General features: G+C 64.9%; 21 protein-coding genes and 1 pseudogene. 9 read left to right on the top strand and 13 right to left on the bottom strand.

What is annotated here, in order from left to right; all coding sequences use genetic code 11:
• Window positions 1-17: 17 nt before the first annotated feature.
• A complete protein-coding gene (locus AWB79_RS17985; protein WP_061168785.1) occupies window positions 18-932 on the top strand; it encodes a LysR family transcriptional regulator in 915 nt (304 codons plus the stop codon).
• 15 nt (window positions 933-947) lie between these two features.
• Here the strand turns inward: AWB79_RS17985 and AWB79_RS17980 are convergent, their stop codons facing one another.
• A complete protein-coding gene (locus AWB79_RS17980) occupies window positions 948-1,832 on the bottom strand; it encodes a bifunctional helix-turn-helix transcriptional regulator/GNAT family N-acetyltransferase (RefSeq protein WP_061168784.1) in 885 nt (294 codons plus the stop codon).
• A 47-nt stretch (window positions 1,833-1,879) separates the two neighbouring features.
• The gene (locus AWB79_RS17975; RefSeq protein ID WP_061168783.1) at window positions 1,880-2,884 is read right to left on the bottom strand and encodes an AraC family transcriptional regulator; all 1,005 of its coding nucleotides are present in this window, start codon (window positions 2,882-2,884) and stop codon (window positions 1,880-1,882) included.
• Between the two features lie 153 nt (window positions 2,885-3,037).
• Here AWB79_RS17975 and AWB79_RS17970 point away from each other — a divergent pair, with 153 nt between their 5' ends.
• Window positions 3,038-3,898, top strand: a complete 861-nt coding sequence (locus AWB79_RS17970; RefSeq protein WP_061168782.1) for a class I SAM-dependent methyltransferase — start codon at window positions 3,038-3,040, stop codon at window positions 3,896-3,898.
• A 64-nt stretch (window positions 3,899-3,962) separates the two neighbouring features.
• On the opposite strand, the gene AWB79_RS17965 is transcribed toward AWB79_RS17970, so the two are convergent.
• The 3 genes from AWB79_RS17965 to AWB79_RS17950 form a co-directional block, all read right to left on the bottom strand.
• Complete coding sequence (locus AWB79_RS17965) at window positions 3,963-5,009, bottom strand: Gfo/Idh/MocA family protein (RefSeq protein WP_061168781.1); 1,047 nt, start codon at window positions 5,007-5,009, stop codon at window positions 3,963-3,965.
• Window positions 5,010-5,332: 323 nt separating this feature from the next.
• Window positions 5,333-6,712, bottom strand: a complete 1,380-nt coding sequence (locus AWB79_RS17955; RefSeq protein ID WP_061168779.1) for an ATP-binding protein — start codon at window positions 6,710-6,712, stop codon at window positions 5,333-5,335.
• Entirely contained in the window at window positions 6,709-7,371 is a 663-nt protein-coding gene (locus AWB79_RS17950; RefSeq protein WP_061168778.1) for a response regulator, read from the bottom strand. The genes AWB79_RS17955 and AWB79_RS17950 overlap by 4 nt, the downstream gene beginning before the upstream one ends.
• A gap of 195 nt (window positions 7,372-7,566) precedes the next feature.
• On the opposite strand from AWB79_RS17950, the gene AWB79_RS17945 reads away from it, so the two are divergent.
• The 4 genes and pseudogenes from AWB79_RS17945 to AWB79_RS17930 all read left to right on the top strand — a co-directional run bounded on the left by AWB79_RS17945 (window position 7,567) and on the right by AWB79_RS17930 (window position 10,593).
• Window positions 7,567-7,956 carry a hypothetical protein gene (locus tag AWB79_RS17945; RefSeq protein ID WP_157695802.1) on the top strand — a complete coding sequence of 130 codons (390 nt, stop codon included), beginning with the start codon at window positions 7,567-7,569 and terminating at the stop codon, window positions 7,954-7,956.
• A 287-nt stretch (window positions 7,957-8,243) separates the two neighbouring features.
• Window positions 8,244-8,435, top strand: a pseudogene (locus AWB79_RS40950) (glycosyltransferase); the annotation flags it as partial.
• 202 nt (window positions 8,436-8,637) lie between these two features.
• Window positions 8,638-9,474, top strand: a complete 837-nt coding sequence (hpnK, locus tag AWB79_RS17935) for a hopanoid biosynthesis-associated protein HpnK (protein WP_061168775.1) — start codon at window positions 8,638-8,640, stop codon at window positions 9,472-9,474.
• A 138-nt stretch (window positions 9,475-9,612) separates the two neighbouring features.
• Entirely contained in the window at window positions 9,613-10,593 is a 981-nt protein-coding gene (locus AWB79_RS17930) for a bifunctional helix-turn-helix transcriptional regulator/GNAT family N-acetyltransferase (RefSeq protein ID WP_061168774.1), read from the top strand.
• 1 nt (window position 10,594) lies between these two features.
• Here AWB79_RS17930 and AWB79_RS17925 read toward each other — a convergent pair whose 3' ends face one another.
• From AWB79_RS17925 to AWB79_RS17910, 4 genes are all read right to left on the bottom strand, one after another.
• Complete coding sequence (locus AWB79_RS17925) at window positions 10,595-11,515, bottom strand: dihydrodipicolinate synthase family protein (RefSeq protein WP_198399049.1); 921 nt, start codon at window positions 11,513-11,515, stop codon at window positions 10,595-10,597.
• Between the two features lie 13 nt (window positions 11,516-11,528).
• Window positions 11,529-13,241, bottom strand: a complete 1,713-nt coding sequence (locus tag AWB79_RS17920; protein WP_061168772.1) for an IlvD/Edd family dehydratase — start codon at window positions 13,239-13,241, stop codon at window positions 11,529-11,531.
• A gap of 152 nt (window positions 13,242-13,393) precedes the next feature.
• Window positions 13,394-14,725: an MFS transporter gene (locus AWB79_RS17915; RefSeq protein WP_061168884.1), complete on the bottom strand. Its 1,332-nt coding sequence runs from the start codon at window positions 14,723-14,725 to the stop codon at window positions 13,394-13,396.
• Between the two features lie 53 nt (window positions 14,726-14,778).
• Window positions 14,779-15,960, bottom strand: a complete 1,182-nt coding sequence (locus tag AWB79_RS17910; protein WP_061168771.1) for a M20 aminoacylase family protein — start codon at window positions 15,958-15,960, stop codon at window positions 14,779-14,781.
• Between the two features lie 144 nt (window positions 15,961-16,104).
• On the opposite strand from AWB79_RS17910, the gene AWB79_RS17905 reads away from it, so the two are divergent.
• Window positions 16,105-17,007 (top strand): LysR substrate-binding domain-containing protein, encoded by a 903-nt coding sequence (locus tag AWB79_RS17905; RefSeq protein WP_061168883.1) that lies wholly within the window; start codon window positions 16,105-16,107, stop codon window positions 17,005-17,007.
• Here AWB79_RS17905 and AWB79_RS17900 read toward each other — a convergent pair.
• Together AWB79_RS17900 and AWB79_RS40105 are read right to left on the bottom strand one after the other, a co-directional pair.
• On the bottom strand, window positions 17,004-17,522 hold the full coding sequence (locus AWB79_RS17900; protein ID WP_061168770.1) for a hypothetical protein: 519 nt from the start codon (window positions 17,520-17,522) through the stop codon (window positions 17,004-17,006). The two genes, AWB79_RS17905 and AWB79_RS17900, sit on opposite strands and share 4 nt — an antisense overlap.
• Entirely contained in the window at window positions 17,482-17,760 is a 279-nt protein-coding gene (locus AWB79_RS40105) for a hypothetical protein (RefSeq protein ID WP_198399051.1), read from the bottom strand. The genes AWB79_RS17900 and AWB79_RS40105 overlap by 41 nt, the downstream gene beginning before the upstream one ends.
• Here AWB79_RS40105 and AWB79_RS17895 point away from each other — a divergent pair.
• Entirely contained in the window at window positions 17,723-18,373 is a 651-nt protein-coding gene (locus AWB79_RS17895; RefSeq protein WP_061168769.1) for a YceI family protein, read from the top strand. The genes AWB79_RS40105 and AWB79_RS17895 overlap by 38 nt on opposite strands.
• Window positions 18,374-18,386: 13 nt before the next feature.
• Here AWB79_RS17895 and tdh read toward each other — a convergent pair whose 3' ends face one another.
• Complete coding sequence (gene tdh / locus AWB79_RS17890; RefSeq protein ID WP_061168768.1) at window positions 18,387-19,418, bottom strand: L-threonine 3-dehydrogenase; 1,032 nt, start codon at window positions 19,416-19,418, stop codon at window positions 18,387-18,389.
• A gap of 138 nt (window positions 19,419-19,556) precedes the next feature.
• Window positions 19,557-20,759 (bottom strand): glycine C-acetyltransferase, encoded by a 1,203-nt coding sequence (locus tag AWB79_RS17885; protein ID WP_061168767.1) that lies wholly within the window; start codon window positions 20,757-20,759, stop codon window positions 19,557-19,559.
• Between the two features lie 156 nt (window positions 20,760-20,915).
• Here AWB79_RS17885 and AWB79_RS17880 point away from each other — a divergent pair, with 156 nt between their 5' ends.
• The gene (locus AWB79_RS17880; protein WP_061168766.1) at window positions 20,916-21,518 is read left to right on the top strand and encodes a helix-turn-helix domain-containing protein; all 603 of its coding nucleotides are present in this window, start codon (window positions 20,916-20,918) and stop codon (window positions 21,516-21,518) included.
• The last annotated feature ends 115 nt before the right edge of the window (window positions 21,519-21,633 follow it).

The following is a 21,633-nucleotide window of genomic DNA, read 5'->3' as shown; positions in this document are numbered from 1 at the left end:
ATGACACGGAGGCATCAATGGCCGGCTTCAACGAACGCATGCTCAACGGCATCAGCGTGTTCGCGGCGATCGTCGATGCCGGCACCTTCGCCGCGGCGGGCGACCGGCTCGGCATGTCGCAGCCGGGCGTGAGCCGCGCCATCGCACGACTCGAAGCGCGTCTGAACATTCGTCTGTTCGACCGCACGACGCGCAGCGTCGCCCTCACCGACGACGGCCGGCGCTTCTTCGAGCTGGTCATGCCGCATCTCGCGGGCCTGGAGGAAGCGGCGGCCACCGCATCGGGCGGAGCGACCGCCGTGCGCGGACGCCTGCGCGTGAATGTCGATCCCATCTTCTCGCGCCTGCTGCTCGGACCGAAACTCGATGCGTTCCTGAAGGCGCATCCCGATCTGCAGCTCGATCTCATCACCAGCGACCGCCTGGGCGACATGATCGCGGACGGCTTCGATCTCGCCGTTCGCTTCGGCGAGCCGCGCGACTCGAGCCTCGTCGCGCGCAGGCTGCTCGACACGCCGGTGCGCACGGTCGCCGCGCCTTCGTATATCAAACGATGCGGCAAGCCCGCGACGCCGCAGGCGCTCGGCGATGGCGCGCACACCTGCATCGAGTTTCGAGATCCCGAAACGGGGCGGCCGTTCGCGTGGGAGTTTCATCGCAAGAAGAAGCGCATTGTCGTGGAGACGCGCGGGCGTCTCACGCTCAACGATCCCGGCACGATGTTGAGCACGGTGCTCTCGGGCCACGGCATCGCGCAGATTCTCGCGCTCGGTCACGAGCATCTGCTGGCCGAGGGAAAGCTGGTCGATCTCTTTCCCGACTGGCCCGACGAGCGCTTCCCGCTCTATGCGTTCTATCCGTCGCGGCATCATCCGCCGGCGAAGACCCGTGCGTTTCTCGATCTCGTGGTTGCGCTGACGCTCGCGCGCTGACGAAGCACTTCGGCTTCAGCGCAAGGCCTTTTCGAACCAGTGATCGGCGTACGGCTCGGTGCTGAACGCGTCGACCTCGACATACCCTGCTTGCCGATACAGGCCGATCGCCTCGTCCAGCGCCTTGTTCGTCTCGAGTCGCACCGCGCCCGCTCCGTTTTGCCGAGCGTGCCTTTCGGCTTCTTCCAGCAGGCGGCGCCCGACGCCCAGCCCGCGAGCGGAAGCGCTCACCCACATTCTTTTCAGCTCAGCGGGAGACTCGCCGTGAAACTTGAGCGCGACGCATCCTATCGCCGCGCCGCGCAAGCGCGCGACGATGAGCGCGCCTTCAGGCGCGGTCAGCTCGCGCGTGTCGGCGGACAGGCTGAGCGACGGATCGAAGCCCGCATCGAAGCGCGCGTTCAGTTCCGCGAAATATTGGTCGATGCACCAGCGCGCGTCTTCGCTCGCCGGGTCTTCGACCGCGAAGCGCACCAGGGACGGCTGCAGCAGGCGCTCGACCTCCGCCATCGCCTCGATCAGCCTGCGGCGGCGCGCCTCGTTCAGAGGCTCCAGCATGCCGCGCGCGACGACATCCGAAAGCCGTTCGAGTTCGTCGCGTTCCCTGTGGCCCGATTCGGTCAGACGGGCACAACGCACGCGGCGATCTTCGGGATGAGCGTTTAGCATCACCAAACCCTGCCTTTCCAGTGACGCGAGCGTGCGGCTCAGGTAGCCCGAGTCGAGACCGAGACGCTCGCGCAGCACGCGAAGATCGACGCCGTGCGCACCGATTTCCCAGAGCAGACGCGACTCGCCCATGGGCCGCCCTCGTCCGAGAAAGCGGTCGTTGAGCGCGCCTATGCCTTCGGCGACGGTGCGATTGAAGCTGCGAATCTGCCTGATGTCGGTCGAGTCCATGTCTCTGACCTTAGTCAGAGAATCAACCAGAGTCAATCCGATTATGCTCAATGCGCCTGCTTCGCCTCTTCCGCGCGGCTCTTTTCGCGCCGCCAGGTCGCCGGCGGCGTGCCCACCTGACGCTTGAACGCGCGAATGAACGCCGCTTCGGACGCATAACCCACGTCCTGCGCGATCGCGGCAATGGTCGAATTGGAATTGCGCAGCAGCCCCGCCGCCACCTGCATGCGCCAGTTGACGAGATACTGCATGGGCGGCAAGCCGATCATGTCGACGAAGCGCTCGTGCAGCGCCGAACGCGACAGACCGACGCGCTCGCCCAGTTCCTCCACCGTCCATTCGTGCGCGGGAGCATCGTGCATGACGGCGAGCGCGCGGCCGACGAAACGATCGCGCAAACCCGCAAGCCAGCCGCGGCTTTCATCGGGCAGGACATCGACATAACGGCGAACCGCATCGACGAACATCATTTCGCTCATGCGTTCGAGCATGGCTTCGCCGCCGGGCCGCTTGTGGCGCGACTCCGCCACCGCCTGATGCATGAAATGACTGATCCAGCCATGCTCCGCCGTTTCCCTGAGATGCAGAAGCCTCGGCAACGTGGCGATCAGCGGATTGAACGGACGCAGATCGCAGCCGAGAAAGCCGCATACGAGCGCGGTTTCGTAGCCGTCGGCCGGAGATGGATCGTCGCGCGCGTCGAAGGTCAGCGAAAACGGTAGCTGCTCGATTTTCTTCGCCAGCGGATCCGCGTCCGGCGCCGCGCGAATGCCGGGGGCGCTCGAGATGACATGCGCGTCGCCATGCGGAAACACGATGATGTCTCCGCTCGCGAGCCGCACCGGCGCTTCGCCGATGATCGCGCCCCAGCAGTTGCCGTGCGTCACGACGTGATACTCCATCACGTGTTCGCAATCCGGCATGACGATGCTCGCGATCTCGCGCGCGGGCGGCGCCTCGGCCGCCCAGTCGCGGTTTCCGCTCACATGAAAGAACAGCGCGCCGCGCAGGCGCACGGTGCGCAGCACATCGGACAGGATGTCGTGGCTCATGTCGGCCCCGCGGAGTCATTGGACTACGCCGCGCATCGTGGACGAACAGCACATTCGCGTCGACTTGCGGACAGGTGCTTACAGGATGGTAACGGGATACTGCTCATGCCCGCCATCAGGGCGACGTTCGACACACCATCTGGAGAAGGAACCATGCATGCGTTGAATACATCCGCGGTTCACGACGAGCCGGCTCCCGCACAAGCCAGCGAACCCGACTACGCTGCGATCAAGGCCAGGCAGCAGGCCACCTGGGCGAGCGGAGACTTCGCCGTGATCGGCACGACCCTGCAAATCGTGGGCGAGATGCTCGCCGAAGCCGCCGACGTGCGCGCCGGCGAACGCGTGCTCGACGTCGCCGCGGGCAACGGCAACGCCACGCTCGCCGCCGCGCACCGCTTCGCGCGCGTGACATCGACGGACTACGTGCCCGCGCTGCTGGAAAAGGGCCGGGCGCGCGCGCAAGCCGAGGGCCTCGCCATCGACTTCCAGGTGGCCGATGCGGAGGACCTGCCCTTCGACGACGGCGCGTTCGACGTCGTGCTCAGCACTTACGGCGCGATGTTCACGCCGGATCACAAGCGCCCCGCGCGCGAAATGCTGCGCGTGACGAGAAACGGCGGGCGCATCGGGCTCGCGAACTGGACGCCCGAGGGTTTCATCGGCCAGTTGTTCAAGGTGATCGGCGCTTATGTGCCGCCGCCCGCGGGATTGCAGTCGCCCGCGCTGTGGGGCACCGAGCCGCATCTGGTCGCGTTGTTCGGCGCCCAGGCCGCCGATATTCGTTGCGTGCGCAAGTACTTCAATTTCCGCTACGAATCGAGCGCGCACTGGATTCAGATGTTCCGCGATTTCTACGGGCCGACGCTTCGCGCATTCGCCGCGCTCGATGCCGCGAAACAGGCCGATCTCGATCGCGATATCACGGCGCTGCTCGATCGCTGCAATGTGGGCGGAACCTCATCGCTCGTGGTGCCGAGCGAGTATCTCGAAGTGGTGGTCGTCAAGCGTTGAGCCACTGATGCCGCGCTCGACGAAGATTCACGCGCCCCGGCGGCGCGTGAATCGCTTGTGCGCATCAGAGCGCGACGGACCTTTCGCCGCGCGCGCTCGCGATGATCGCAGCGAGCGTCGCGGCATTGTCGAGGCTCACTTGCGCGTAGTACTCGATGGCCGCGGTGTCGTGCGTCGCGATCATGCGCGCGAAGCTCTCCGCCGCGAAGAAGAAGCCGCTGCCCGGTTCCGATTCGATCGTCTCGAACGGCACCGAATTCGGAATGCCGCGCCGCACGCGCAACTGGCTCGGCAGATAGCCGTACGGATGTCCGCCGCTCTGCTCGCTCGTGTGATTCAGGTATTCGGTTTCGATCGTGCCCTGGGTACCGATGATGGTCGCGTGACGATGGTTGGCCGCGTCCATCGAACAGGACACCTGCGCGCGGCGGCCATCGGCGTAGACGAGCGTCGCCATCAGGCTGATGTCCACGCGGCTGTCGGCCCACGTCGCGATGGCGTCGACACGTTGCGGCGCCGCGCCCATCACGAGGCGAATGAGGCTCAGCGGATAACTGCCCGCATCGAGCAGCGCGCCGCCGCCGAGCTCGGGCTTCATGCGGATGTTCGCGCCGGGATTGCCCACCGTGAAGCCGAAGTTCGCCTGAATGGCGCGCACGTCGCCGATCGCGCCTTCGCCGATCAGCGACATCATCGCCGCGGTCTGCGGCTGGAAGTACCACGGGAACGATTCGAGCAGCATTACGCCGTTGCGATCGGCGGCTTCGAACATGCGCGCCGCTTCGTTGCGATCGAGCGCGAGCGGCTTCTCGCACAGGATGTGCTTGCCGTGTTCGGCCGCCTTGATCGCCCACTCCGCATGCAGGCTGTTCGGAAGCGGAATGTAGACCGCATCGATGTCCGGGCTCGCGAGCAGCGCGTCATAGCTGCCGAACCAGCGTTCGATGCCATTGGATTCGGCAAATGCTTTCGCGCTGTCGTCGCTGCGGCTCGCGACGGCCACGACACGCACGTTCGTGCTTGACCTGACATCACGCGCGAACTGCCTGGCGATATTCGCGCCGCCGAGAATGCCGAGGCGCAGGACGGAAGAGGTTTGAGTAGACGACAAGGCGGGCTCCTTGATATTTGTACGAATTAGTACACCCGCCAACGGTACCACAAACGCGCGCTCTTCAGCGAGCGCAGGTATCGGGACGCACCTTCGTGCCGCGCTGCTCGGCGGGCACCTTGCAATTGTCGACGCACGGCTCATCCCCCAAGGGGACTTCCTTCGGGGCGTCGCTGGCTTTGTCGCCCAGACGTTCTTTCAGCGTTTTGGGCTCGGATGCCGCGACGAAAGCGACTTCGGCATGACTGATCCGCATGGAGGAAACAGAATGGCAAGCATCGCAAGATGCAGGGCGCCGCGCGCTCCGCATCTTGCGCTTTCATTCAGACCTGCATTCCGCCGACGAAATCCTTCGTGTGCGACTGCGGCGTGATCGTGCGCAAGCCGCGCACGGACACGCTGAGCCCGCTCGCATTGACGCGATTCTTCACTTCGAGCATCGCATGATGACGCTGCGCGACGCGCTGCGCGATCGCGAGCCCGAGTCCGCTGCCGTGTCCCGCCGTGCCGATGCACCGATAGAAGCGGTCGCACACGCGCTCGATCTCGCTTTCGGGAATGCCGGCGCCGGAATCGAGCACCGTCAGCGCGATGCCGTTGTCCTCGCGCCGCAACGACACATCGACGCGTCCGCCGCGCGGCGTATGGCGTATCGCGTTGTCGAGCAGATTGTTGATCAGCACGGCAAGCGCGTGGGCGTCGCCCATGATCGTGAACGCGTCCCGGTCGCCCAGCGCGTGCTCCAGTTCGAGGCCGAGATCGATCGACTTCGCCTCCGCCAGCAGCGAAAAATCGCCCACGCGCTGCTCGCAGAGCATGCGCAGACTCATCGGCGCGATCGCGGCTTCCTGCGCGGCGTCCTCGCGCGCCATGCTCAGGAGCTGCTGCGAGAGATGGATGAGCCGGTTCAGCCGGCCGTCGATCTTGGCGAGCGTGGCGCCGTCCACCTTGAGCGAGCCGTCGCCTATCGCGCCCTGAATCTGCAGCTTGAGCGCGGTGAGCGGCGTTCGCAGTTCGTGCGCCGCGTCCGCCACGAAGGTGCGTTGTGCCTGCGACGCCTCGTCGAGGCGCGCGAGTAGCCCGTTCAGCGCATCGACGAGCGGGCGCAACTCGAGAGGCATCGGCGTGGCGAACTCGACCGGCTCGAGCGATTCGGGCGAGCGCGCGGCAAGCGCCTCCGACAGCCAGCGCACCGGCGAAAGCCCGCGCGCGACGACCAGCAGCACGATCACGACGATCACCGGAATCAGCGGCACGAGCGGCCAGACGGTACGCAGCGCGAGCGAGAGAGCGAGATCGTCGCGAATGTAGGCGGGCTGCGCGACCTGCACGAAACGATCCTGCTGCGCGACGCCGAACGCGCGCCAGCTCAGGCCTTCGCGTTCGGCGGAGCGAAAGCCGTCGCCGAAGCGCGGCAGCGCGGGCTCGTGCGGCGAGTGATAGATGAGACGCCCCGACAGATCCCAGATGTCGATGACGAGCCGGTCGTCCGCGATGCCGTGCAGCTCGGGATTGCGCCCTTGCGCGACATCTTCGGCGCTGATCGAATGCGGCAGCGAAAGCGCGACGGTGCGCAGCTCGTAATCGAACAGCTCGCCCGCCTCCACCCGCGCGGTGTTGAAGATGCCGATGCCCGCGGCCACGCACGCGAGCGCGAGCCCGCAGATGAGCCAGCCCAGCAGCCACCGGCGAATCGACGTCATCCGATCCTCTTCAGTCGATAGCCGACGCCGCGCACGGTCACGATTTCCTCCGCGCCGATCTTGCGCCGCAGACTGTGCACATGGACTTCGATGGCGTTGCTGCCCACTTCCTCGCCCCAGCCGTACAGCTTCTCTTCGAGCTCGGAGCGGCGGAACACCCGGGCCGGCTCCTCGATCAGCGCCTGCAGCAGCGCGAATTCGCGCGGCACGAGATTGAGCGCGACGCCGCCCTTGGTGGCTTCGTGCGCGGCGGGGTCGAGCGCGAGCTCGCCGTGCGTGTACACCGGATGCTTGTGCCCCGTGCGCCGTCGCAGCAGCGCGCGCACGCGGGCGGCGAGCTCGTCGAGATCGAAGGGCTTCATCAGGTAATCGTCCGCGCCGGTGTCAAGGCCGCGAATCCGATCGTCGACGGTATCGCGCGCGGTAAGGATGATCACCGGCGCATCGCCGCCGTTCTTGCGATACGTGGCGAGCACTTCGAGGCCGTCGCGTTTGGGCAGGTTCAGGTCCAGCAGCACGAGGTCGTACACGCCATTGCCGAGCGACAGTTCGGCCGCGCGGCCGTCCTGCGCCCAATCCACCGTGTAATTCGCGCGGCGCAACGCGGCGAGCACGGTTTCCGCAATCATCTCGTCGTCCTCCACCAATAACAGGCGCATCCAGGTTCTCCATCCTCGCACAGGCCGCAGATTGTCCGTCCGGCATGCTTAAGCGTCACTTAAGCAACGCACGGGCACGCACATTCCGGCTGTCACGCGAGACCGCGCATCGGCGCGCTTAAGCATCGCATAAGGTAAGGACACGCACCATACCGTCACCGTGCCGTTCCGCGGCCACCTTGCTCCGGAGTGCCGATGCGAGCATCCACCCTCGTTTCCCTGCGCGCGCACGCGGTGTTGATCGCGTTGTGCGTCGCGGCGTCGGATGCGGCGTGGCTCGCCGTCTGCGGCTGCACCGGGCACGTCAACGCGATCCAGAGCAACCTGGTGCGCGCCGCGACCCTCGCGAGCGCCGTGGCCATCGTGCTGGTCGTGCGGCGCGCAGCGAAGCTGGCGTTCGCAGAAGCGCACTCCGCCCGGCGCATTCGGGCGAAGACCCACGGCATCGTGATCTCCAGTCCGGACGCGCGCGACTGGCTCGTACAACTTCACGCCGAACTTCATCCTGCGGAAATTCGGTCAGGCGCAGCTCCCTCATGCGCGCAGGCGGCGGCGTCCTGCAGAGTGCCACGCGGTCGGGTGTGACCTCGGAACATGCCCGATCCCCTTAACCCGGCTTCAATGCCGGGTTTTTTTTGGTCGGCCGCCCGGCTCCCCGGCCTAGCTCGCCGATGCCTTTCAAGCGTATTTCGATGCGCGTCCGTTCGCTTCGCTAAGCATCCCATAAGGTGCCGCACGTCACCCTTGCCATTCCCGGAACGCTCACGAATGCCTTCGATGTGCAAGCCAGCCGCAAGGAACGACATGCCGTCGCCCGGGCGCGACGCGCCCTTGACGACGCGCGCCGAGCCCGTCTCGCAGGCGGCCCGGCGATGACCGTGCATTCGATTCCGCTCCTTCTCCGGGTTCTGATCGCGCCATGCCGGGCGGTCACGCGCCACGTCACGCTCGCGGCGTTCGTGCATCCGTGCATGCGGACGTATCCGTCGTACCAATTGCTGTTCGGCGTGGCGAGCGCCTGCGATCCCGCCGCCGCGGTCGTCGAACGCCTCATCCGCGCGTATGCGCTGCGCGACACGCCGATGGGGTTGCGATGGCCCGCCGCATCGGTAGGTTCGCGCGTCGTGTGGCGCGGCGTGCGCATGACGGTTGACCGTGCGGGCAAGCACTATGACGCCAGTGCATCCGGCAGCCGATGACCACTCCGCGGGACTTCGCATTCGTGAAACACACGCTTTTCATCGTTCCGGGCGCGCGCGAGACGCGATGCACGGCCTGATCGTCACCGCCGATGACTTCGGCCTCCACGAGCGCGTGAACGCTGCGGTCGAGCGCGCGCATCGCGAAGGCGTGCTCACGTGCGCGAGTCTGATGGTCGGCGCGCCCGTCGCGTATGACGCCGTGAAGATCGCGCGTGCCAATCCGCGCTTGCGCATCGGCCTGCATCTCGTGCTGACCGATGGTCTCGCGTCGCTGCCGCAATGGTCGATTCCCGATCTCGTCGATACGCGCGGCAGCTTCGTCGGCACGATGCTCGCCAACGGCGTGCGCTTCTTCTTTCTGCCCGACGTGCGGCGGCAGCTCGCCAGCGAAATCCACGCGCAGTTCAAGGCGTTCGCCGCGACCGGCCTCACGCTCGATCACGTCAACACGCACAAGCATTTTCATCTGCATCCGACCGTACTCTCGCTGATTCTCGAGATCGGCCCGCAATTCGGCATGCGCGCGATGCGCCTGCCGCGCGAGCGCAACGGGTCGCCCTGGCTCGCGCCGTGGCTCGCATGGGTGCGCACGCGGCTCGATCGCGCGGGCATCGCGCATAACGACTGGATCGCCGGGCTCGCCGGGACCGGCCGCATGGACGAGGCCGCGCTGCTCGGCGCGCTGGCCAAAGCGCCGCGCGGCGTGCTGGAAATCTACAGCCACCCGGCGACGCTCGGCCTCGTGCCGATCACGCCAGCCATGCGCGACTACCATCACGCAGACGAGCTCGCCGCGCTGTGCTCGCCGCGCGTCGCGCAAGCGATCGCCGCGACGGACGTAACGCGCGGCGGTTTCGCCGATGTGTTCGGCCATTGCCTGAATCCGGCGGCCGCCTCATGACGCATCGGCCCGCATGTCTTGCGCGGCTGCGTGGGCAAAGGTGAGGATTTTCGGGGCCTGGACTTTTCCCTTGAACAAGTTGCGAGCCGCAACTATATTGAGCCGATATGGTTGCGCTCCGCAACCGATGGAGACGTCATGGATTTCATCGACACACCGGTTCAATCGCGCGACAAGACCATACTCGAATTGCGCGACTTCTCGCGCAAGCTCGTGCGCGAACTCGGCTTCATGCGCAACACGCTCGCGGACAGCGGCCTCGCGCCTTCGGCGGTGCACGCGATCATCGAGATCGGCGCGGCGCCCGGCATCCAGGCGCGCGACATCGCCGGCATTCTGCGGCTCGACAAGTCGAACACGAGCCGGCAGATCGCGCGGCTCGAAGCGGCGGGCCTCGTCACGCGGCAGACATCGAGCGAGGACGCGCGCTCGTCCGAGCTGTACCTCACCGCGGCGGGGCAGAAGCTGCGCAGAAGGATCGACAAGTTCGCGACCGATCAGGTCTCCGACGCGCTGCGCCGCATGGTGCCCGAAGATCAGCAAACGCTTGTGCGCTCGCTCGCGCTTTATGCCGATGCGCTCGCGCACGGTCATGATCGCAAGCCGAAGAAGCCGGGCGACGCGCACCCGGAAAGCGTGTGTGTCGTGGAAGGATATCGGCCGGGCTGCATCGGTGATGTGGCGAGTCTGCACGCGCGCTATTACGCGCAGCATGCGGGCTTCGGCGTGTTCTTCGAACGCAAGGTCGCGACCGGGCTGGCCGCGTTCGCGGAGTCGCTTCCCGCGCCCGGCAAGGCGCTGTGGCTCGTGATGAAAGGCGAGCGCACGCTGGGTTCGCTGGCGATCGATGGCGACCTGCAAACGCGCGTCGCGCATCTGCGCTGGTTCATCGTCGACGATGCGTTGCGCGGCAGCGGTATCGGACGACAGTTGATGACGCGCGCGATGACCTTCGTCGACGCCCACTACGACGAGACCTGTCTGTGGACCTTCAAGGGTCTCGACGCCGCGCGGCATCTGTATGAATCGTTCGGCTTCGGGCTGGCGGACGAAGCCGAAGGCACGCAATGGGGCGCGACGGTGACCGAACAGCGCTTCACGCGCCGCCCGGCCCGCTGATTCATCGATGCAAGAAGCGCGAAGTCGGCCCGAGATGTTGCGCGAAGCGTCGCGCGCATTCGATGCCGAATTGCGTCGGACGCGCGCCGCGATCGTGCGCGACATCGAAACCCATGCGCCACGCCGCGATGCGCTTGCCGTAACAGGTGAGCGTTTCCAGGGACTGCATCACGAAGACGATTTCCGGCAATGCTTCGGCGTACAGCGCTTCGGCTTGCTGCTCGCGGCCTTCGGCGTAGGCCTCGTGAATCGCGACCTGATGGTCGAAGGCGTCGGGCGCGACGATCAGCCCGTCGCAACCGGCGCGCAGATTGTCGATGAGCTCCTGCCCGCCGCGTCCGTTGAACACCGCGAGCGACTGTTCGAGCGCGCGCAGGCGTTCGATGGTCGCGCGTATCGTGACGGCCGGGCCTTCGCCTTTCAGCAGGCGGAAGTTGGGCTGCTCGGCCGCGAGCGCCGCGATCGATTCCGCCGATAAACCCACGCCCAGATATTCCGGCGCGTTCTGAATGCCCGCGCTCGCGCCGGTGCGTTCGAGCACGGTCGCGAAGAAGTCGAAGTAGAAGGCCTCGGGCTCGCCGCGTATCGAGGGCGGCTGAAGAATGAGCCACGATGCGCCGCGTTCGAGCGCATGGCTCGCCAGCGCGACTTGTGCGTCCGCCGAATCGCCCGTGATCGTGACGGCGAGCGGCACGCGGCCCGCGATATGCGCGGCGCAATCGTCGATCATCGTGCGCTTCTCGTCGTCGGAGAGTCGATTCACTTCGGTCGCAAGTCCGAGCGTGACGATGGCGGGCGCGCCCGCCGCAATGGTCGCGTCGATCTGCCTGCGCGTGGCGTCGCCGTCGAGGCGGTTCAGCGCGTCGAAGTAAGCGTAGAGGACCGGCCACATGCCGGGCGGCGGCGTTGGTTGATCCGACATCGCGCGCCTCCGTTCAGTGCGAGTCGCGCGGCACCGGCGCGCCGCTCGAACCGACGAGGAAGTCCAGGTCCGCGCCCTGATCCGCCTGCAAGACGTGCTCCACATACAAGCGGTAATAGCCGCGCTTGGGCAACTCGGGCGCCTGCCAGGCGGCGCGGCGTCTTGCGAGTTCCTCGTCCGATACTTCGAGATGCAGGCGGCGCGCCGCCACATCGAGTTCGATCATGTCGCCCGTCCGCACCAGCGCGAGCGGTCCGCCCGCCGCCGCTTCGGGCGATACATGCAGCACGACGGCGCCGTAGGCCGTGCCGCTCATGCGGCCATCGGAGATGCGGACCATGTCGGTGATGCCCTTTTGCAGCACCTTCTTCGGCAGCGGCATGTTGCCTACTTCGGCAAAGCCGGGATAGCCCTTCGGACCCGCGCCCTTGAGCACCATGATGCAGTGCTCGTCGATATCGAGCGAATCGTCGTCGACTTTCGCGTGCAGTTCTTCGACGTTCTCGAACACGACCGCCCGCCCGCGATGCTTAAGCAGCGCTTCGGTCGCCGCCGAAGGCTTGATGACCGCGCCGTTCGGCGCGAGATTGCCCTTCAGGACCGCAATGCCCGCGTGCGGCTTGAATGGCTGCTCGAATCGGGTGATGACCTTCTCGTCGTAGTTCGGCGCATCGCTCACGTTGTCCCACAGCGTGCGGCCGTTCACGGTGAGCGCATCGCGATGCAGCAAACCCTGCTCGCCCAGTTGCCGCAGCACGGCAGGCAAGCCGCCTGCGTAATAGAAGTCCTCCATCAGATACTCGCCCGATGGCTGAAGGTTCACGAGACACGGCACTTTACTGCCCAGCTCCCAGTCCTCCAGCCTCAGCTCCACGCCGATGCGCTTGGCCAAGGCGATCAGATGCACCACCGCATTCGTCGAACCGCCGATGGCCGCGTTCGTGCGGATCGCGTTCTCGAAGGCCTCGCGCGTGAGGATCTTGTCCATCGTGAGGTCTTCTTTCACCATGTCGACGATGCGCCGCCCGGCCATGTGCGCGAGCACCTGCCGGCGCGAATCGACGGCGGGAATCGCCGCATTGTGCGGCAGGCCCATGCCGAGCGACTCGACCATCGAGGCCATCGTGGAAGCGGTGCCCATGGTCATGCAATGGCCGCGCGAACGGTTCATGCACGACTCGGCCTCGACGAATTCCTCACGCGTCATCGTGCCGGCGCGCACTTCCTCCGACATCTGCCAGACGCCCGTGCCCGAGCCGATGGTGCGGCCGCGAAAGCGCCCGTTGAGCATCGGCCCGCCCGATACCGCGAGCGCGGGCAGATTGCATGACGCCGCGCCCATCAAGAGCGCAGGCGTGGTCTTGTCGCAGCCGACGAGCAGTATCACGCCATCGATAGGATTGCCGCGTATCGACTCTTCCACGTCCATCGACGCCAGATTGCGGAACAGCATGGCCGTGGGCCGCAGATTCGATTCGCCGAGCGACATCACCGGGAATTCGAGCGGGAAGCCGCCCGCCTCGCGCACGCCGCGCTTCACGTATTCGGCGAGCTCGCGGAAATGCGCGTTGCAGGGCGTGAGTTCGGACCACGTATTGCAGATGCCGATCACCGGCCGGCCGTCGAACTCGTCGTGAGGAATGCCCTGATTCTTCATCCACGAGCGATGAATGAAGGCGTCTTTGTCGTTGCCGCCGAACCAGCTCTGCGAACGTAGCTTGCGCATGGAAGTCCCCTCTTTATCGCGCTTTCTTCATAGTGTGGGATCCAGTGAAAAAGGCCGCTCGCGGGCGGCCTTTTCGAATTTCGAAACCCGGACACGTCGAGTTATACACCTCGCTCACGTACCCGGCGCGCGCGCTGCGCAAGATTTGACGATCAGTCGAGCGTCTCCCGCGAGCGTTCCCGCATGCAGGCCACCGCGATCACGGACAGCGTGCCGCAGCCGATCACGTACCACGCGGGCGCCATCACGTTCTTGGTCACGTCGATGAGCAGGGTCACGAAGAACTGCGCGAAGCCGCCGAAGATCGCCACGCCCAGGCTGTAGACGATGGCGGCGCCCGTCGCGCGCACCTGGCGCGGGAACAGCTCGCCGAGCATCGCGCCGGTCGGGCCGACGTTGAGCGAATGCACGATGGAAAGCGCCGTGACAACGGCGAGCAGCGTGCCCGTGGTCGGCGACTTGTTCAGCAGCACGAAGGCCGGATAGATCGCGAGCATCAAAAGAATGCGCGTGGTCTGCGCGAGCTTGTTGCGGCCGATGCGATCCGAAAGATAGCCGCCGACCGGCGCGACGATGAAGAGAATCGCGCCCGACACGCAGCCCGAGAGCATTGCGGTCCAGTTCGGCAGGCCCAGCGTTTTCACACCGTAGATCGACAGATAGAACACGATGATGAAGTGCGCGGACGTGCCGCCGATCGTCAGGCCGAGACCGTTGAGCACCGCGCGGCCATGTTCGCGCAACACCGTGACGAGCGGAATCTTCGGCGCCTTCGACGCCGTATGAGCCGTGGCGACCGATTCGCGCGGCGCTTCTTCCATCGTGCGGCGCAGCCACCAGCCGACCGGCACGATCGCCGTGCCGATGATGAACGGCACGCGCCAGCCCCAGCCTTCGAGTTGCGCCGTCGTGAGCGATGCCGTGAGCGCGACGCCCGTCAGCGCGCCCGCCAGCGCCGAAAGTCCCTGGCTCGCGAACTGCCACGACGCGTAGAAACCGCGACGGTTCGCGGGCGCCTGTTCGAGCAGCAGCGTGGTCGACGCGCCCACTTCGCCGCCCGCCGAAAAGCCCTGAATCAGCCGCGCGATCACGAGGATGACCGGCGCCGCGATCCCGGCCTGCGCATAGGTCGGCGCGACCGCGATCATCGCGGTGCCGAGCGCCATCAGGCCGAGCGTGAGCAGCATCGCCTTTTTGCGGCCGGCGCGGTCGGCGTACATGCCGATCAAAAGGCCGCCGATCGGCCGCGTGAAGAAGCCGACGCCGAAGCTCGCCACCGCGAGCAGCAACTGGCCGAGCGGATCGTTCACCGGAAAGAACAGCTTGCCGATGACGAGCGCGAAGAACGCATAGACCGTGAAGTCGTAAAACTCAAGTGCGTTGCCGACGGCCGCCGCCGCGACCAGACGCGCGCGCGCCGCTTTCGTCGTGTGCGGCGCGCTCGTCGTCGACGTGCTCGCGCTGGCTAACGTGGGTGTATTCATCATGTGCTCCGGGGCGTCGGGCGAGGCAAAGGGCTGGTGAGGTTCAGTCGGCTTCAGTCGGCGAGCCAGGCTTCGGCCAGGCGCACCCAGTAGCTCGCGCCGATCGCGAGGATATCGTCGTTGAAATCGTAGCCGGGGTTGTGCACCATGCAGCCGCCCTTCGAGCCGACGCCGTTGCCGATCCACGCATACGTACCCGGACACGCTTCGAGCATGAAGGCGAAGTCCTCGCTGCCCATCAACGGCTTCGCGGCCGGGTCGATGCGCTGCGCGCCGAGCATCTTGACGGCGACATCGGTGGCGAACGCGGTCGGCTCGGCGTGGTTCACGAGCACCGGATAGCCGAGCTCGTAGTCGATCTCGGCGGTGCAGCCGTAGGCTTGCGCCGTCGCCTTCGCGAGCGCAGTGATGCGCTCCTGAAGCTGCGTGCGCACATCCGCGTCGAGCGCGCGCACCGAGAGCTTCAGCAGCGCGGTTTCGGGAATCACGTTGCACGCCTCGCCCGCCTGCACGCTGCCGACGGTGATGACCGCCGACTTCTGCGCATCGACTTCGCGCGCGACGATGCTGTTGAGCCCGAGCATGATCGATGCGACCGCTGGCATCGGATCACGTGCGACGTGCGGCATCGCGCCGTGGCCGCCGACGCCGCGCACGGTGATATTCACGCGGTCCGACGAAGCCATGCCCGGACCCGGCGTGAAGTACATGTCGCCGGCGGGCAGGCCCGGCATGTTGTGCAGGCCGAACACGGCGTCGCACGGGAATTTTTCGAACAAGCCGTCTTCGATCATCGCGCGCGCGCCCGCTTCACCTTCCTCGGCGGGCTGGAAGATCACGATCAGCGTGCCCGAGAATTGCTGGCTTTCGGCCAGATAGCGCGCCGCGCACAGCAGCATCGCGGTGTGGCCGTCGTGGCCGCATGCGTGCATCGTGCGGGCATGCTTGCTGGTGTACGGCAGGCCGGTGGCTTCCTCGATCGGCAACGCGTCCATGTCCGCGCGCAGACCAATGCGCTTGCCGCCCTCGCCCTGCGTCAACACGCCGACGACGCCCGTCTTGCCGAGCCCGCGATGCACTTCGTAGCCCCATTGCGCGAGCAATCCCGCGACGAGTTCGCTGGTTTGCGTTTCTTCATACGCAAGCTCGGGATGCGCGTGAATGCGACGGCGGACATCGATGAATTCGGATGCGATGGCGGAAATGCCGGGGATGACGGGCTCGACAGACAACATGTGACACTCCTTGCTCGATGCGGTTGCGACGTGATTTCAACGTGTCCCAAGGATATAAAGCCGAAAAGCAAACCAAAAGACGGTAAATTTAATGCGTGATTACCACTGGTTGTCGGTGCTAACCCTAGGATGTCGCCCATGAGCATGAAGTATCACCAGTTGCGCGCGTTTCTGACCACCGCCGAGCAAGGCAGCATTCGCGCGGCGGCGCGCAGCCTGCATCTTTCTCAGGCTGCGCTGACCAAGGCGATCAAGGAACTGGAGCAGGATCTCGGCGTGCCGCTCGTGTTGCGTACCGCGCGCGGCGTGCAATTGACGGCGTTCGGCCAGCAGTTGCGGGTGCGCGCGCATCTGATCGTGAGCGAGATGCGCCGCGCCGAGGACGACATCGCGCAGATGAAGGGCGCGGGCGCGGGTAGCGTCAGCGCGGCGATCACGCCGACGGCGGCGCTTTCGGTCTTGCCACAGGCGTATCGCGCGTTCCGGCGACAGATGCCGAACGCGCGCGTGAGTTTCATAGAAGGCTTTCCGGGCGTCGCGATGCCGCGTCTGCGCGACGGCTCGCTCGACTTCGTCGTCGCGGTCGTCGTGCCCGAACATCTGGCGCCGGAGTTCGACCATCTCGAGTTATATGAGAGCCATTCCGCGATCGTCGGGCGTGCGGATCATCCGTTGCGGCACTGCACGACGCTCGCGGAGTTGTCGGAAGCCGAGTGGCTGTTGAATCCGTCGCCGGAAAGTTCAACGCAGGCCTTGCTCGACTACTACGCCGAGCGCGGACTCGCGGTGCCGGGGCGCGTGATCGAATGTCCGAGCTTCATCATCGCGCATGGTTTGTTGCGCGGAACGGATGCGCTCGCGTCGATGCCCGCCGCGTTGCTGGACCATCCGGGCGTGAGCGAAGGGCTCGCGGTGTTCCCGGTCGCGGACCCGCTGCCGGTAGTGTCGGTGCGCGTCGTGACGCGGCGGGACAGTCCGCTGACGCCCGCCGCGACGGTATTGCTGGAGTGCCTGCAGGATGCGGCGCGATCGCTCAGGATCGCTTAGAACCTGACTCTGAGCATGAAGCCGAGCGTGAACGGAAGATCGCTCGAAGGAATCGGCGGAACCAGGATGATGTTCGCGCCCACGCGCTTGTATTCGAGCATGATGAGCGGCGCGGCCACCGGTCCCACCGTATGGTTGTGTCCGATGCCATAGCTGCCGTAGTCGTAACCGGAGATGAGACCGGCCATCACGGCGAGCCGGATGTAATTCCAGTGCAGGAAGTCCGGGCCCCAGACGCCACCGCCATAGAACGACGGCTTCGAAAGCGAATTGCGGAAGTAGCCGCCCGTCACCGCCCATTGCGGCGCGACCCAGCATTCCGCGCCGATGCCGGGATTGAACTGCTCGAAATCCTTGTCCGGATGAACGTGATACGAGGCGACCATCGCATCGACCCAGAGTCCGTCGCCGCACCAGCCCGCATGCGCGGCGCTCGTCCAGGCCGAAACGGTCAATGCGGCAACCGTCAAAAAGCTAGCGCGGGAGGTTCTTAAACGGCACTGCCATGCACGCATAGTTCTCCGCCATCGCGCGTACGCATGGCGCCTTTTTTAAGATGGAGGTCGAGGCGAACTCTACCTGAACGCGCCATTTTCGTGTGTGCAGGCGAAAGCTCCATGACGGAGCGCGCGCGATTTCGCCATCTCGGCGAAACTTGTCGCCGGATTCTTCGTTTTCTATGTCGTTATCGAGTTTGCATTCGGGGCAACGCGCAATGAAACTGTGCAGGCGTTTCGTCTTGTTTTTCGTCATGTCGGCGTTGACGGCGTGCACGCCGCTGCAAGTAGTCACGCATCGGGTGTCATCGAGTGAGGCGAGCGTGCCGCAGGGGCGCTATCAGCTCGACCCACACCACTGGAACGTCAGCTTCGATGTGGATCATTTCCACTATTCGCGCTTCGTCATCCGATTCGACAAGGCAACGGCACAACTCGACTGGAATGCAAACGGAATGTCGGGGAGTTCGGTGAGCGCGAGCATCGATGCGGCGAGCGTCAACACCAATGTGCCGCTGCTCGATCGCATGCTGAAAGGGCCGGACATGTTCGACGTCGCGCGTTATCCGGAGATCGCCTTCACGAGCAGGAGCTTTCAGCGGACTGGCGACGACAAGGGCACGATGACGGGCGACCTGACAATCCGCGGCACGACGAAACCCGTCACGCTGAACGTCACGTTCAACGGACACGCGGTCAATCCGCTCACGAAGCAGGAAACCCTGGGGTTTTCAGCCGATGGACATTTCAGCCGCGCGCAGTTCGGATTGACGACGTGGTATCCCGCCGTAGGCGACGATGTGCACGTCGCCATTCAGGCGGAATTTTCGAAGCCGCGGCCCGATGTTTCGCCTTCACCTTCGCCTTGAAGCTGCAGTACGTTCAGGCCGCGGTCCAGTCCAGCACTACCTTGCCGCTGTTGCCGGAGAGCATCGTGTCGAAGGCGCGCTGATAGTCGTCGACAGGGAAGGTGTGCGTGAGAATCGGTGAGAGATCGAGGCCGCTTTGCAACATCGCGACCATCTTGTACCAGGTTTCGAACATCTCGCGCCCGTAGATCCCTTTGATCTCCAGTCCCTTGAAAATCACCTGGTTCCAGTCGATCGCGGTTTGCGCGGGAGGGATGCCGAGCAAGGCAACCTTGCCGCCGTGGTTCATCGATTCGAGCATCGCGGTGAAAGCGCTCGGCACGCCGGACATTTCCAGACCGACGTCGAAGCCTTCGGTCATGCCGAGTTCGCTCATGACGTCACGCAGATCTTCGTTGGCGACGTTGACCGCGCGCGTCGCGCCCATCTTGCGGGCAAGCTCGAGCCGATAGTCGTTCACATCCGTGATGACGACGTTGCGCGCGCCGACGTGCCGCGCGATCGCGGCCGCCATCACGCCGATAGGACCCGCGCCCGTAATCAAAACGTCCTCGCCGACGAGATTGAACGAGAGGGCAGTGTGGGTCGCGTTGCCGAACGGATCGAAGATAGCGGCGAGATCGTCGGAGATATCGGGCGGGATCTTGAAGGCGTTGAACGCCGGGATCACGAGAAACTCGGCGAACGCCCCTTCACGGTTCACGCCAACGCCGACCGTGTTGCGACACAGATGACGACGCCCCGCGCGACAGTTCCGGCAGAACCCGCAGGTGATATGACCTTCGCCCGACACCCGATCGCCGATGGCGAAGCCTCGCACTTCCTGCCCCATCTCCACGATCTCGCCGACGTATTCATGGCCGACGTGCATCGGCACCGGAATGGTCTTCTGTGCCCATTCGTCCCACTTCCAGATGTGGATGTCGGTGCCGCAGATCGCTGTCTTACGGATGCGGATGAGCACATCGTTATGGCCGACTTCGGGCCGCTTCACGCGTGTCAAGGTGAGGCCGGGTGCGCGTTCGAGTTTGGCGAGGGCTTTCATTGCGGTTGATCCTGACGTTTGGTGCTGACGTTTTTGTGCTGACTCGTGGTCTTGGGGGTGCTTCGCTTGCTGGTTGCGGGCTCGTGGTCCGCTCTCAGGTTTATGCGCATAAAGGTGTCGGAGCCGGGGTTCGGCTGCTCAACGGATCACACCGAGCGATCGGCCTACGTGCGCGAACGCGTCGACCGCGCGATCGATCTGCTCCGGCGTGTGCGCCGCGCTCATCTGCGTGCGAATGCGCGCGCGTCCCTTGGGCACGACGGGATAGGAGAAACCGATGACATAGACGCCTTCTTCGAGCAGCGCATCGGCCATCTTCGACGCGAGTTGCGCGTCGCCGAGCATGACCGGAATGATCGGATGCTCGCCGGGGACGAGATCGAATCCGAGCGAGGTCATTGCCTTTCGGAAGTGCGCGCCGTTGTCTCGGACGCGCTTGCGCAGTGTCGCGCCTTCGTCGCTCGCGAGCAGTTCGAGCACTTTCAACGATGCCGCCGCGATGCTCGGCGCCAATGTATTCGAGAAGAGATAGGGGCGGCTGCGCTGACGCAGCAATTCGATGACTTCCTTACGAGCGGCCACATACCCGCCCGACGCGCCGCCGAGCGCTTTGCCAAGCGTCCCGGTAATGATGTCCACGCGATCCAGCACGCCGCAGTGCTCCGGCGTGCCGCGGCCGTTTTCGCCGATAAAGCCGACCGCATGCGAGTCGTCGACCATCACAAGTGCGCCGTAGCGGTCCGCGAGATCGCAGATGCCTTTCAGGTCGGCAATGATGCCGTCCATCGAAAAAACGCCGTCCGTCGCGATCAGCTTGAAGCGCGCGCCTGCGGCGTCCGCTTCCTGAAGCCGCGCTTCAAGATCGGCGAGGTCGTTGTTCTTGTAGCGCAGCCGCCGCGCCTTCGAGAGGCGCACACCGTCGATGATGCTGGCGTGATTCAGTTCGTCGCTGATGATCGCGTCTTCTTCGGTCAGCAAGGTTTCGAACAAACCTCCATTCGCGTCGAAGCAGCTCGAATAGAGAATTGAGTCCTCGGTTCCGAGAAATTTCGCGACGGCCTGCTCGAGTTGCTTGTGTACGGTTTGCGTGCCACAGATGAAACGCACCGACGCCATGCCGAACCCGTCGGCATCGAGCCCGGCTTTGGCGGCATCGATGAGGCGCGCATCGTCCGCGAGCCCGAGGTAATTGTTCGCGCAGAAGTTGAGCACGTCGCGGCCGTTCGCGAGCCGAATGTCCGATGACTGCGGACTGGCAATGACACGTTCGGTCTTGTAGAAGCCCGCAGCGCGAATCTCGTCGATAGTCGAACGCAAATGAGTGAGGTATCGGTCTTTCATCGCAATCCTTGTTCTTGGCCGGCGGCCGGAATCCCCGCGGCGCTTGCTCGCGCACACGGTCCTTAGCCCTGTTATAGTGCATCCAGCAGATCGGACACGTTCGATATTTCGAACACATTTCCGATATACCGAACACTTTAAGGGATTGATCGATTCATGGCAAGCTCGGGACCGGACGCCAAGGCGGGCGAATTCGCGGGGCCAGGCGCTGCGCCGCCGCGCGTCGGCGAACTCATACAGCGGTTGCGCAACGAACGGAAACTCACGCTCGACGATTTATCGCGCGCGGCAGGTGTGTCGAAATCGATGCTCTCGGAAATCGAACGAGATAAAGCCAATCCGACCATCGCGGTGGCGTGGAGACTGACCAACGCGCTCGGGATCAGTCTCGATCAATTGTTTGCGCAGCAAAAACCGGCCGAAGCGATCCGCGTCGCCGGTCTGCACGAGATCCCCACGCTGTCGGGCGACAACGGCGGTTATCAGCTACGCGTATGGGGGCCAATCGAACTCGCGGGCAAGTTCGAGTGGTACGAACTCACTCTGCAATCGGGCGCAGCGCTAACGTCGAACGCGCACGAGCCGGGTACGCAGGAACATCTCACGGTGCTGAATGGTTCGATCGAAGTGGAAGCATCGGGCGCGACGCGCAAGCTCAAAGTCGGAGAAACTGCCCGCTATGCCGCCGACGAACAGCACGCCATCCGCAATGTAGGGCGCGCGGACGCAAAGGCGTTGCTCGTGGTCATTCACGGCTAAACACATTGCATTGGCTGACCTGGGGGCGTTTATGCGCATAAAGTCTGGCAGCAGCGCCCTGATGGTGCAATGAAAAACGGGACGCGCATAAGCGCGTCCCGTTCCAAAGCGGCGC

The sequence above is a fragment of the Caballeronia hypogeia genome, assembly GCF_001544875.2.
GTDB classification, from domain to species: Bacteria; Pseudomonadota; Gammaproteobacteria; order Burkholderiales; family Burkholderiaceae; genus Caballeronia; species Caballeronia hypogeia.
The sequence above is the reverse complement of the archived record's forward strand: the minus strand, read 5'-3'. Positions and strand labels throughout refer to the sequence as shown.